Here is an 11,480-nt window from a genome sequence, read left to right as displayed (position 1 = left end):
AAAAAAGCACTACAAAAACAGTAGTACATGATCGTATACTACTTTGCCTAAATTTCTCCCTCCGAAAAATTTTCACAACATTACTAAGCAGGTTTCCTGACTTAAGCTTCACCTTACTCTCACACCTTCCCAAATACATGGTGGTCTCATGATTTCATCAGCTATTACAGTAGCGGGGGCTGTACTAGAATTCTACTAGTTTCCCTTTTACCTCGAATTTTTCGAGCACTTAATAATTTCGCTATATTATATTTTTATTGTTTTCTGAATTTAATGCTTATTTTAAAATACCACAACTATTCATTAATAAAAAGATTTTATTTCCGTATGCAGTACAATTTAATTCTTTGTTTTACGTGCTAAAATTACAAATACATAGAAATCTCAATGTTCTAAAAAATATAATAGCCAAATTTTTTTTATGGTGGTACACTAATTGCCGAAGATGACAATTGAATCGTTTTTTGGTGCTAATGTAACTTAGCTTAAAAGGGAAGTACGGTGCAAATCCGTCGCGGTCCCGCCACTGTTAATCGGAGCAACTCACAAAATACCACTGTTTTTAAAACGGGAAGGTGTGAGGCGTGTTGATGATGAGCCAGGAGACCTGCCAACAGACTTACGAACATTTCAACCTACGAGGATAGGTGTGGAAAAAAGGCTATTTTAAGCTTTTTTCTCATGCACTTTCCCTCCACAGCGAAAGTGCTTTTTTGCGCACTTTTTGTCGTCAAAAAAGGAGGAAGCACATGAAAAACCAATTTTGGAAACTGAGTTATTTTTCAATTGCACTACTATTTATTCCTAAACAAGCATACGCAATGCACATTATGGAAGGATTCTTGCCGTTACAATGGGCCATTTTTTGGTCATTAATTTCGCTACCTTTCTTTATTTTAGGTCTACGTTCTATTCGAAAAACAATCACAGAACATCCTGAAACAAAAATGTTGCTTGGATTATCCGGCGCATTTGCATTCGTCTTGTCTGCATTAAAAATCCCTTCTGTTACAGGGAGCTGTTCACATCCAACTGGGGTTGGCTTAGGAACGATGCTATTCGGCCCACTTGCGATGAGCGTCATCGGATCAATCGTATTACTATTCCAATCATTACTATTAGCGCATGGTGGTTTAACTACTTTAGGTGCCAATGTTTTCTCAATGGCCATTGCGGGTCCAATGATTGTATATGGTGTCTATAAATTAGCAAGTAAATTAGGCTTTTCATTCTCTATCGCCATATTTTTAGCTGCAATGTTAGGTGATCTTGGTACATATGTTGTAACTTCATTCCAGCTAGCACTAGCATTCCCATCAGAAGTAGGCGGTTTTTGGCAATCATTTACGAAATTTAGTGGTATTTTCGCATTAACACAAATTCCTTTAGCTGTGAGCGAAGGTTTATTAACGGTTATGATTATGAATTTCTTACAAAAATACAATGTACGTGAATTAACGATGTTAAAAATTTTTAAAATAAAGGAGGCTTAAATATGCTAAAGAAAAATTTATTGTTATTAGCGATTGTTGTGTTGTTAGCCATTATTCCTTTGTTTATTCAAAAGGATGCAGAGTTTGGGGGAGCTGACGGGGAGGCAGAGGTAGCAATTACTGAAATTAATACTTCCTATGAACCTTGGTTTGAATCATTTTGGGAACCGCCAAGTGGTGAAATTGAAAGCTTATTATTTGTATTGCAAGCTGCCATTGGGGCTGGATTTATCGGCTACTTTATCGGTCTCATGCGAGGGCGTTACCAAAAGCAAAGAAATGAGTAAATTTGTATGCTGTTAATCGACAAATATGCTTATATTAATCAACTCAGAAATGTACACCCTTTAGAAAAAATGATATTTGCACTTAGTTCACTACTCGTTCTATTACTAGTTAAGCAGCCACTCGTGACAACGTTTATATTTTTTTCCATGAGTGGTATGATCATTTTCGCAGCAAAAATTCCGGTACAGTATTATTGCAAATTATTAGTAACGCCCATTTTTTTTATTACAACGAGCGCCGTTAGTGTTTTATTTTCCTTCACAACGGATATTGGGCAACTGACAACCATCATCTGGTATACCGACATTTTTTATTTTAATATTTTTATTTCTCACTCTAGTTTAGACACTGCCGTACACTTAATCATTACGGCGATTGGTTCTATTAGCTGTTTGTATTTCCTAATATTAACAACATCTATTAATGAGATTTGCACCGTCCTTAGAAAATGCCGTGTTCCCATTTTACTGATTGAACTCATTGAACTTACTTATCAGTTTATTTTTATTTTTTTAAACAGTGCGCACCAAATTTATATTGCTCAAAATGCGCGCCTCGGGTACCATTCGTTGAAAAAATCGTTTCAATCATTGGCGATTTTAGTGACGTCTCTATTTCAAGATGTCCTTTACCGCAGCCATGCTTTATCGATAGCAATCGAGGCACGTTGCGGCAATCAATATGAAGTCCCGATTTATTTCGATGAGCAAAAAATATTGAATCTATACAATTGGCTCTACATGCTTTGTTATGTATTCGTTCTTTTGTACATCGCCACTTTATAGGAGAAAACGACATGAACCAACCTTATTTCTGCTTGCAAAATGTGAGCTATGCGTATCCAGACGGCACAAAAGCCATTCAAAATATTACGATTACCATTCCACAAAATGCGAAAATTGCGGTCGTTGGTAAAAATGGCTCTGGCAAATCGACCTTTTTTCAACTGTTGATGGGACTGATCAAACCAACTTCTGGCCAACTGCTTTTTCAAAACGAAAAAGTACAATATTCAAAAAAAGCATTAAAAGCATTAAGGCAGCAAATTGGCATTGTCTTCCAAAATGCCGACAATCAACTTTTTGCAGGCACTGTAAAGCAGGACATCGCCATTGGACCGAGTAATTTAGGCTGGTCTTACGAAAAAGTAGAAGAAACAACGGCAAAAGCGATTGCGTTAACACAGCTTGAACCATTGCAGTATCGTCCGATTCATTTTTTAAGTGGTGGGCAAAAAAAACGGGTATCTATTGCCGGAGTGTACGCGATGGAGCCAAATCTTTTATTATTAGATGAGCCTACTGGGGGGTTGGATAACTATTTTACAACCCAAATGCTTGGCTATTTACGCCAGCTCGAAAATAATGAGCGCACGTTCCTGCTCTCGACGCATGATATTCAGCTCGCATATGAATGGGCGGATTTATTTATCGTGTTTGATGAAGGTCAAATTGCTTATTTTGGTGATGCGCAAGGATTATTCAACAACGACGACCTACTTGCCAGCGCACATCTAGACAAGCCTTTGCTATTTGAAATAGCGAATCTTCTACTAAAAAAAGGATATTCATTGTCGCAACATGAATACCCTAAAACGAAAAACGAATTGATTACGCAATTTCAAAAATTGAACATCTTATAAATTATCCACTTTGTATTGGAAGATAACCCCTTCTTATAACGGAGGGCTTTAATTTATTGTTTAACAGTAATAAATTCTAAAGACAATTAAACTAACTTAATCCAGGCATCGATTATACTTTTACCGTACTAGCATTGCGTTTACTGAAATACATACCTAGTACAATAAATAATATTGTTAGTGCTAGCGTCAGACCAAAGCACCACCAATAATCCGTCATGGAAACGGAATCCGTCAGTAGCAACACGCCGTAACCTGGTAATTTCCAAGGTGTCACCGTCCAAAAGCTACCAATTAACGAATCCATGATGAGGCCTATTGGAACGATAACAATTGAGAGTGTGGCGGCAATAATTGTTTTAAATACCGCACTCATAGCAAGTGTTACGGCCATAACGAATACTAACCAAACAAAATACGTCCCAAGCATTGCTGCAAACTTCGACCAGTTTACGGTGCCATATAATATTGCTGTATAGTACATGCTTCCGGTATATCCGGCCATCGCACTACTAATGGCAACTAAACTTGCGACAGTCCATTTACTTAAAAACAGTGCACGAAATGAAATAGGGCGTACATACAACAGTGTTGCCGTGCCATTTTGGCGTTCGCGGCTAACAGAACCAGCAAACACTGCAATTAAAATAATTAACCCAATAGACTGAAACTGGCCTGTAGACGCAAGTAATAGATCTACAGGTTGAAATTCCGGCATTGTCATGGAAAACCCTTCTGGCATATTGCCGACCGACTGCATAATATCATCCATAAAATAGTTTAGGATTGGATCACTCACACCAAGCATAATGAACACGAGCGGAATCCAAATGAATTTAAAGCTACGCCAGCTTTCACGCCATTCTTTTCGTAAAAACACATTAAACTGATTCATGCTGACCCGCCACCTTCAAAAAGATTTCTTCCAAGCTTGCTGTTACGCGTTCCACCTGTATAACCATAAACGGAGAGGCTGCCAAACGCGCGAGTAGCTGTTGCATCGTTGGATTATCGTCACGAATTTCTACATAGACAGCAGCACCCTCAGCAATTGCCGACAGTTCCGACTGACTTGCAAATTGTAACGCTTCTTCGCTGGAACTAAATTGCACCTTGTAGCGCGGCTCATCAAAACGTTCACGTACATCACTGAGCGACCCTTGTTCCACTAGAATACCATTTCGCAAAAATAGCACTTGGTCGGTCATTTCCTCTGCATCATTTAAAATATGCGTCGAATACAAAATCGTCGTGTCTTGCTGAATTTCTTTTAATAGATTCATAATCTCGCGGCGACCAACTGGATCTAACGCTGAAACCGGTTCATCTAGTAGTAACAACTTCGGTTGATGGACAAGTGCCTGTGCAATCCCAAGCCGTTGTTTCATTCCACCAGAAAAGATTGCTGTCTTTTTGTTTAACGCATCGCCTAAACCAACAAACTCAAGCATTTTTTGTGCTACTCTCTTTGCATCTCGCTTCGGCATAGTACTGAGTTGTGCCACCATTTCGGTATATTCTAGCGCGGATAGCCATGAAAAATATTGTGGATATTGCGGAAGAAACCCAATTTCCGCGCGAATATCTCTTACACCGTCCATCCGAATAATACCGCTCGTTGGTTCGAGTAGTCCCGTTAGCATAGAGAGCGTCGTCGTCTTCCCCGCACCATTTGGACCAATTAGTGCGGTAGCTGTATTTTTTTCAAGCGTAAACGAGACATCCTGCACAACGGTTTGCGGACCAAAGATTTTCGTTAAATTACTCACCGTAATACACGTCATTGATTTTTACGTCCAATAATAAAGTATAAAATGGGTCCGATAATGCCGGTAAATATTGAAATGAGCACCCACAACCATTTCGGTCCGTTTGTCGCATAGCTGCGTGCAATATCTATAATCGCCACAACAGCTAAAATAACTTGAAGTCCGATTAGTGGTGCCACAAGTGCCCATGGAATTTCTTCAACTGTCATTTCACTCACCTCTAATTTCATTTTAATTTACTTACGATTGAACTTCCAAATTGTTTCATTTTCATTAGTAATGAAAAATAAAATGCACTTGATTCAACTCTTTAATCCCATCCAGGCTCAATTCGTTAAGACACCAAAATTGACTAAAAAACGTGATACACTTAACACAGTTTATTCAGAAAGAGCGCTAAACAATGCATACTCAGACACAGTCTGAAAATCATACATATTATCTCGCTTTATGCACAATTAAAAAGGAGTATGAACAATGCCTACTTTTATAATCATTTTACTGGCACAACTTATTGATTGGCTTGTTGGTGATCCACCAAAATGGCCACATCCAGTACGCTTCATTGGACAGTGGATTCAGTATTTAACAAATCGACTGAACCACGGACGGGCTCGCTTCGCAAAAGGTGTACTGACTGCCGTTCTTACCATAGGGGCTGTATTTACCATTGTTTTTGGGATTGTCTTCAGTGCTTATGAAGTTCATACCCTCTTTGGGATCATTGTGGAAATACTACTTATTGCAATGGGACTTGCACAAAAGAGCTTACAACAAGCTGCCCTACTTGTATACCGACCACTAGTTAACGGCGATATCAATGAGGCGCGTAATAAGCTCAGCTGGATTGTTGGTCGTGATACGTCTCATTTAAACGAACCTGAAATTGTACGGGGCGTTGTCGAAACGGTATCAGAAAATACAAGTGATGGTGTGACCGCACCTATTTTTTATGCGCTACTGTTCGGCGCTACTGGGTTATGGGTTTATAAAGCGATTAATACGCTGGACTCAATGATTGGCTATAAAAATGAGCAATACGGCCAGTTCGGCAAATTTTCGGCTCGCCTAGATGATGTAGCGAACTTTATTCCGAGCCGGATTACAGGCTTATTGATTATTTTATTTACCAAAAATGAAACGACACGCGCACTCGGTAATCGTTTTACATTATGGCTAGTTGATGCGAAAAAGCACCCAAGTCCAAACAGTGGCTATTTAGAAGCAGCGACTGCTTATCAGCTTGGCATTCGTCTCGGTGGGTACAATCGCTATCAAGGAATGGAATCATTTAGAGCTTATATGGGGACACCCGATGTGACACTTTCTGGCATACATATTCACACCACGATTCGACACATGATAGTCGTCTCACTACTATTTACACTAATTATTGGAGGACTTTTATATGGCATTTCCTATACATGGGGCTAATTATGAGGCACTTTATAAAAATTTCGACCTTCCTCTACCGACGAACGTATTTGATTTAAGTGAAAACGTCAATTGCCTCGGTACACCCGATTCAGTCCACCAAATGTGGCCACATCTTTTCAGCGAACTTACGCGCTATCCGCATCCTGAAGCAGAGCCACTACACAGTCAGTTAGCCATGACACATCAGCTACTAAATGAACAAATAGTCATTGGCAATGGCGCAGCCGAATTACTTTCTACTTACGCAAATTTATTTAGCGGTAAAAAGGTCATTTTGCTTCACCCTACTTTTTCCGAATATAAAGAAACGCTTACCTCGGCTGGTGCGACTTGCATCGATATTATTACAGATGTTCATGCTCATGAATTACCGCTAGAAAAAATTAATGCGGCAATGAAAATAGCAAGCTGCTTGTATATTTGCAATCCAAACAATCCTACGGGGAAATTACTTGAGTTAGATGTACTGCTCTCGCTTATCCAAACTGCTCGGCAGCAACAATGTCATGTACTGATTGATGAAGCATTTATGGACTGGACGGACGAGCGCAATAGTGTGATTCCTTACGTAGCACAGTTTGAGCATGTGACGGTAATGCGTTCGATGACGAAAATGTATGCACTTGCAGGCATTCGACTCGGCTATATGGTGAGTCATCCAATAACTATTACACGGATCAAACAAAAACTTCCGCACTGGAATGTCAACGCACTTGCCCTATCGATCGGTGCACAGTGCTTACAAGAACATACATTTCGCAAGCGCAGTATTGATGTTAGTAAGACGCAGCGTATGAATATTACCCAGTTTTTGCGTGAACATGGCTGTATCGTACTAGATAGCGTAGCGAATTTTGTCTGTTTCCAACTTGCACAACCTGAAAAAACACGAGAATTTTATTTTTATTGCTTAACGAATGGCATTGTACTCCGTCATACGGAAAACTATGTGGGACTTAATGGACAATGGCTTCGTATCGGCTTGAAAAAGGACGAAGCAATGAAAGCCTTCCAATCCATTTATTTGAAATGGGTCGTGACATTATGACGACGATTTGCTTTATTCGTCACGGACAAACCGATTGGAATGTAGAAGGTCGTATGCAAGGGCAGCAAAATGTTCCATTAAATGCAATCGGCAAACAGCAGGCCCAAAATTGCGCTATACAGTTATGCAATTACAAGTGGGATCAACTGATGTCAAGTCCTCTTTTACGCGCCGTGCAAACAGCCGATATTCTATCACAGCATCTCGGCTTACGGATTCAACTACTAAACGAATTTGCTGAAAAAAGCTATGGAGAAGCAGAAGGTTTAACTACTATTAAAAGGCAGTTACAGTTTCCAAATGGTAGCATTCCTGGGGAGGAGAATGGAGAAGTTTTGCAACAACGAGTGCTTGACGGTATTTCGGAACTTTGCATACGCTTCCCGCAACAACAACTGCTTGTCGTAACACACGGAGATATTATTGCACTAATTGTAGACTATTATTTCAACAAGAAAATAATTCCGCAAAATACAAGTATGACAAGGATTCAATTTACGGGAAAGAACGTTCACCTACTCCCAATGGATCAACTCGGTTAACAGGAAAAGAGTATGCGATGACAGCAAATTTCTCTCGTTTAATGTTTTCACATGTAAAATAGTTTTTAAAAAAAAAGAACGAAATCGCTCCTCAGCGATTTCGTTTTTAGTTAAATCTTATTTATATAGCTTATCAAGAGCAGCTTGCATGTTCGGTCGCACGTTTGCTGCTGAGCGTACAGTTTTTACACGCTCAACTGCATCACCTAAATTCGCCGTTGCACCAATTTCAAGTAGTATTGCGGTAGCCATCACACTAGCACGACCGTTACCGCCACCACAATGAATGTAAATTTTCTCTCCAGACTTGTACGCTTCAGCAATCTTCTCCGCACCGGCTTTAATCGTTTCAGCTGTCGCATCTTCTGTAATCGGCGAATGAATATAGTTATACTCCACCGCTTCATCACGTCCGTTTACACGTACATCGAACACAACGTCAACGTTTTCTTTACGCACCGCATCATTCGTATCAGCAGCACCGCCAAAATAAATACGCCCTGCAACAAGTTCACCATATTTACGATCCATTGCAACCACCCTCATATTAGTAATTTAAGAAGTCTTTTATATCCTCATAACTAGGTAGTGCTGTTAATGCGCCTGCTTTTGTCGCCGCCATCGCACCCAGTTTATTACCGAACGCTACACATTTCACTAAATCCTCTTTGACAGTTGGTAAGCCGTTGAAGTGAACATAGCGAAGTACGCCTGCCATAAATGCATCGCCAGCACCTGTTGTATCAACCGGTACTACTTTTTCTACTGGTACATGAATGACTTCACCGTTTAAGACTGCATACGCACCTTCCGCACCAACAGTGATTAAAATAATCGGTACTAGTAAGTCATCTAATTTTGCTAACCCTTCTTCTAACGTGTTTGTTTCAGTTAGGAAGAATAACTCTTCGTCCGTTAGTTTCAAAATATCCGCATCATCCATAAATGATGTAATCGTTTCACGGCAATCGTGCTCACTGCTCCAGCGTAGTGGGCGGATATTGGCATCAATTGCAATTATGGCACCCTTGTCTTTTGCCATATCAACAGCGGCACGTGTTGTGGACAGCGCAGTTGGTTCAAACATAGTTCCTGAACAAAAATTTAAAATAGAAGCACGCTTGAATGCCGCTTCGTTTAATTGCTCCGGCTTCACTTGTAAATCAGGTGTTTCATCGACATAATCTTTAAAAATGCGCTCACAGTTTTCAGTTAAATGCACATAAACTCCGCTCACACGTTTCACCGGATCAAAAATAGAATAATCCATATTTACGCCTTCTTTTTCGATTTCCGTACGGCAAAATTCGGATGTTGCGTCATCACCTGTAATCGTAATTAGGGCGGAAGGAGCACCAATTCGACTAATGCCTGCAGCAACATTAATCGTTGCGCCACCTAAATATTTTGTGAATGACGTATTTGTTTGGTCATTCGCTATATAATCAACAAAAGCATCTCCGTAAACTAATATGAAATCTTTGTCTGACTGACTCATGAGTTGTCTAACCTCCGATAGTATGTTCTTTATAGAGTACCACAAAATCAATATTACGATAAAGTTTCATACTATTCTAAAAAGCACCGAATCCATGTATTCGTTCATTTTTCTGATATAATTTGTTCGAAAGGAAGAGATTAACCATGACAATTCTGATTCGACAAGCATTTCCTGAAGATGCTACTTATATTGCTCCACTTATTTATAATGCAATTGCCGACATTGCCAACCGATTAACAGGGGAACATAATGAGGCGGATATTTTAGCTACACTTGAATATCTGGTAACACAACGAAATAATCGACACTCGTATTTAAATACCTACGTCGCATTCCGTGATGAGGAGATATTAGGAATTGTCGTTCTGTATGACGGCCTCCAAGGAAAAGCATTCGACAAAAAATTGCAAGACTGGCTTATGCGAAAAAATGTTGCTGCAATTACGATTGATGTTGAAGCGTATGACGATGAATATTATATTGATACAGTTTGTGTAACCGAAACTGCACGCGGACTAGGCATTGGCACACAACTACTAGCATTCGCTGAAGAAACAGCACGTGCAAAAGGCTATAAAAAATTATCACTTAATGTGGAGCCTGAAAAGGACAAGGCGCGCCGTCTATACGAACGCATCGGCTTTGCTGTAACCGAGCCGTGGACCATTATTAACGAACCATTCTATCATATGGTAAAACAATTAGAGTTATAGGACGTGAATTTATGAAGTCTACCTGGCTTTACCCCCTGCTCATCATCATTGCAGCAAGTAGCTATGGGATATTATCAACGATTGTCAAAGTAGCTATGCAGCACGGCTTCACATCAGCTGAAGCCGTTACAAGTCAATACGTATTTGGCTTTGGACTAGCACTCCTACTCTTTCTTGTGACGCAGCGCTCACTTCCAAAGCTAACAAAACCAGGCATATTGACACTACTTTTCGCGGGGATATTTACTGCAATAACGGGCATTGTGTACGGACAAGCCCTCAATTATTTACCGGCATCTTTAGCTGTTGTCATGCTGTTTCAGTTCACATGGATTGGGTTATTTATGGACTGCGTTATTAAAAGACGTTTGCCAAGCAGGCTAGAAGTCATCTCGTTATTATTCTTATTCGCCGGCACCATTTTAGCTGCAGGTGTTTTAGACGCGGACCTATCACAAATTGCATGGCAAGGTTGGGCACTAGGAATGGCGGCTGCCGTCAGCTTCGCATCCTTCCTACAAATTAATTCACGCACAGTTGAAGGTGTTACCACTATAGGAAGAACCTTTATTTTGGCTACTATTTCGCTTGTGGTCATTTTGACTTTCCTAACACCTGAAATTTTGTGGAATGGACAACTAACAGCAGGGTTATGGAAATTCGGCATCTTGCTCGGCACATTCGGTATCATTTTACCGATTTTATTATTCTCAATTGCCTCGCCAAAAGTTGGTGGTGGACTAACATCCATTTTAAGTGCGATGGAATTACCAGTCGCCATTATTGTTTCTGTTATCGTGCTTCACGAAGCGTTAACGGTAATGCAAATTGCAGGCATTTTTCTTGTTTTAATAGGGATGATTCTCCCCTCTTACTTCACCAAAAAAAAATACGCAAATTAGCGATGGAACCGACATAGTTGTTTATGTCGGTTTTTTTAGTAGATAAGAAAGGACATCATCTCGCCCTATATTGGGCAAGATGTGCCTTTCTATTTTTTATAAAATTGATATAAACGACCACAAAAGGTAAAATTAAGTATATTTT

General features: G+C 39.9%; 14 protein-coding genes and 2 riboswitches. Of the genes, 9 read left to right on the top strand and 5 right to left on the bottom strand.

The genetic code is table 11. The features are described from left to right. Nucleotides 1-69: 69 nt before the first annotated feature. A riboswitch (cobalamin riboswitch) is annotated at nucleotides 70-248 on the bottom strand. 200 nt (nucleotides 249-448) lie between these two features. Beyond that, nucleotides 449-629, top strand: a riboswitch (cobalamin riboswitch). Nucleotides 630-749: 120 nt separating this feature from the next. The 4 genes from MHH87_RS00690 to MHH87_RS00675 are packed head-to-tail and all read left to right on the top strand — an operon-like array spanning nucleotide 750 to nucleotide 3,423. Continuing rightward, on the top strand, nucleotides 750-1,493 hold the full coding sequence (locus tag MHH87_RS00690; protein WP_340747428.1) for an energy-coupling factor ABC transporter permease: 744 nt from the start codon (nucleotides 750-752) through the stop codon (nucleotides 1,491-1,493). A gap of 2 nt (nucleotides 1,494-1,495) precedes the next feature. After that, a complete protein-coding gene (locus MHH87_RS00685; protein WP_340747427.1) occupies nucleotides 1,496-1,780 on the top strand; it encodes an energy-coupling factor ABC transporter substrate-binding protein in 285 nt (94 codons plus the stop codon). A gap of 6 nt (nucleotides 1,781-1,786) precedes the next feature. Further along, a complete protein-coding gene (gene cbiQ, locus MHH87_RS00680) occupies nucleotides 1,787-2,566 on the top strand; it encodes a cobalt ECF transporter T component CbiQ (protein ID WP_340747426.1) in 780 nt (259 codons plus the stop codon). 11 nt (nucleotides 2,567-2,577) lie between these two features. After that, nucleotides 2,578-3,423, top strand: a complete 846-nt coding sequence (locus MHH87_RS00675) for an energy-coupling factor ABC transporter ATP-binding protein (protein WP_340747425.1) — start codon at nucleotides 2,578-2,580, stop codon at nucleotides 3,421-3,423. Between the two features lie 112 nt (nucleotides 3,424-3,535). On the opposite strand, the gene MHH87_RS00670 is transcribed toward MHH87_RS00675, so the two are convergent. From MHH87_RS00670 to MHH87_RS00660, 3 genes are read right to left on the bottom strand one after another with little or no spacing between them, the layout of a single operon-like run. Further along, nucleotides 3,536-4,318 carry an ABC transporter permease gene (locus MHH87_RS00670; RefSeq protein WP_340747424.1) on the bottom strand — a complete coding sequence of 261 codons (783 nt, stop codon included), beginning with the start codon at nucleotides 4,316-4,318 and terminating at the stop codon, nucleotides 3,536-3,538. Further along, the gene (locus MHH87_RS00665) at nucleotides 4,305-5,207 is read right to left on the bottom strand and encodes an ABC transporter ATP-binding protein (RefSeq protein ID WP_340747423.1); all 903 of its coding nucleotides are present in this window, start codon (nucleotides 5,205-5,207) and stop codon (nucleotides 4,305-4,307) included. Before MHH87_RS00665 ends, MHH87_RS00670 begins: the two co-directional genes overlap by 14 nt. Next, the gene (locus MHH87_RS00660; RefSeq protein ID WP_340747422.1) at nucleotides 5,204-5,401 is read right to left on the bottom strand and encodes a PLD nuclease N-terminal domain-containing protein; all 198 of its coding nucleotides are present in this window, start codon (nucleotides 5,399-5,401) and stop codon (nucleotides 5,204-5,206) included. The genes MHH87_RS00665 and MHH87_RS00660 overlap by 4 nt, the downstream gene beginning before the upstream one ends. Nucleotides 5,402-5,669: 268 nt before the next feature. Between MHH87_RS00660 and cbiB the strand changes: the two genes are divergently transcribed. From cbiB to MHH87_RS00645, 3 genes are read left to right on the top strand one after another with little or no spacing between them, the layout of a single operon-like run. Further along, nucleotides 5,670-6,626 carry an adenosylcobinamide-phosphate synthase CbiB gene (gene cbiB / locus MHH87_RS00655; protein ID WP_340747421.1) on the top strand — a complete coding sequence of 319 codons (957 nt, stop codon included), beginning with the start codon at nucleotides 5,670-5,672 and terminating at the stop codon, nucleotides 6,624-6,626. Next, on the top strand, nucleotides 6,601-7,677 hold the full coding sequence (locus MHH87_RS00650; protein ID WP_340747420.1) for a pyridoxal phosphate-dependent aminotransferase: 1,077 nt from the start codon (nucleotides 6,601-6,603) through the stop codon (nucleotides 7,675-7,677). The genes cbiB and MHH87_RS00650 overlap by 26 nt, the downstream gene beginning before the upstream one ends. Further along, entirely contained in the window at nucleotides 7,674-8,219 is a 546-nt protein-coding gene (locus MHH87_RS00645; protein ID WP_340747419.1) for a histidine phosphatase family protein, read from the top strand. Before MHH87_RS00650 ends, MHH87_RS00645 begins: the two co-directional genes overlap by 4 nt. 117 nt (nucleotides 8,220-8,336) lie before the next feature. Here the strand turns inward: MHH87_RS00645 and MHH87_RS00640 are convergent, their stop codons facing one another. Further along, complete coding sequence (locus tag MHH87_RS00640) at nucleotides 8,337-8,750, bottom strand: protein-tyrosine phosphatase family protein (RefSeq protein WP_340747418.1); 414 nt, start codon at nucleotides 8,748-8,750, stop codon at nucleotides 8,337-8,339. A 16-nt stretch (nucleotides 8,751-8,766) separates the two neighbouring features. Then, nucleotides 8,767-9,717: a carbohydrate kinase family protein gene (locus MHH87_RS00635; RefSeq protein ID WP_340747417.1), complete on the bottom strand. Its 951-nt coding sequence runs from the start codon at nucleotides 9,715-9,717 to the stop codon at nucleotides 8,767-8,769. 146 nt (nucleotides 9,718-9,863) lie between these two features. Between MHH87_RS00635 and MHH87_RS00630 the strand changes: the two genes are divergently transcribed. Together MHH87_RS00630 and MHH87_RS00625 are read left to right on the top strand one after the other, a co-directional pair. Next, the gene (locus MHH87_RS00630; RefSeq protein ID WP_340747416.1) at nucleotides 9,864-10,433 is read left to right on the top strand and encodes a GNAT family N-acetyltransferase; all 570 of its coding nucleotides are present in this window, start codon (nucleotides 9,864-9,866) and stop codon (nucleotides 10,431-10,433) included. Nucleotides 10,434-10,444: 11 nt separating this feature from the next. After that, a complete protein-coding gene (locus MHH87_RS00625; RefSeq protein WP_340747415.1) occupies nucleotides 10,445-11,335 on the top strand; it encodes an EamA family transporter in 891 nt (296 codons plus the stop codon). Nucleotides 11,336-11,480 lie beyond the last annotated feature (145 nt).

Origin of the sequence: Solibacillus sp. FSL H8-0538 (assembly GCF_038003525.1) — a bacterium.
Lineage (GTDB): Bacteria > Bacillota > Bacilli > Bacillales_A > Planococcaceae > JBBOPI01.
This window is presented reverse-complemented; position numbering and strand designations above follow the sequence as displayed.

What these genes read in the sequence shown, in the direction of transcription:
- MHH87_RS00690 (WP_340747428.1), top strand. Translation starts at nt 750, where the DNA reads ATGAAAAACCAATTTTGGAAACTGAGTTATTTTTCAATTGCACTACTA.
- MHH87_RS00685 (WP_340747427.1), top strand. Translation starts at nt 1,496, where the DNA reads ATGCTAAAGAAAAATTTATTGTTATTAGCGATTGTTGTGTTGTTAGCC.
- cbiQ (WP_340747426.1), top strand. Translation starts at nt 1,787, where the DNA reads ATGCTGTTAATCGACAAATATGCTTATATTAATCAACTCAGAAATGTA.
- MHH87_RS00675 (WP_340747425.1), top strand. Translation starts at nt 2,578, where the DNA reads ATGAACCAACCTTATTTCTGCTTGCAAAATGTGAGCTATGCGTATCCA.
- MHH87_RS00670 (WP_340747424.1), bottom strand. Translation starts at nt 4,318, where the DNA reads ATGAATCAGTTTAATGTGTTTTTACGAAAAGAATGGCGTGAAAGCTGG.
- MHH87_RS00665 (WP_340747423.1), bottom strand. Translation starts at nt 5,207, where the DNA reads ATGACGTGTATTACGGTGAGTAATTTAACGAAAATCTTTGGTCCGCAA.
- MHH87_RS00660 (WP_340747422.1), bottom strand. Translation starts at nt 5,401, where the DNA reads ATGACAGTTGAAGAAATTCCATGGGCACTTGTGGCACCACTAATCGGA.
- cbiB (WP_340747421.1), top strand. Translation starts at nt 5,670, where the DNA reads ATGCCTACTTTTATAATCATTTTACTGGCACAACTTATTGATTGGCTT.
- MHH87_RS00650 (WP_340747420.1), top strand. Translation starts at nt 6,601, where the DNA reads ATGGCATTTCCTATACATGGGGCTAATTATGAGGCACTTTATAAAAAT.
- MHH87_RS00645 (WP_340747419.1), top strand. Translation starts at nt 7,674, where the DNA reads ATGACGACGATTTGCTTTATTCGTCACGGACAAACCGATTGGAATGTA.
- MHH87_RS00640 (WP_340747418.1), bottom strand. Translation starts at nt 8,750, where the DNA reads ATGGATCGTAAATATGGTGAACTTGTTGCAGGGCGTATTTATTTTGGC.
- MHH87_RS00635 (WP_340747417.1), bottom strand. Translation starts at nt 9,717, where the DNA reads ATGAGTCAGTCAGACAAAGATTTCATATTAGTTTACGGAGATGCTTTT.
- MHH87_RS00630 (WP_340747416.1), top strand. Translation starts at nt 9,864, where the DNA reads ATGACAATTCTGATTCGACAAGCATTTCCTGAAGATGCTACTTATATT.
- MHH87_RS00625 (WP_340747415.1), top strand. Translation starts at nt 10,445, where the DNA reads ATGAAGTCTACCTGGCTTTACCCCCTGCTCATCATCATTGCAGCAAGT.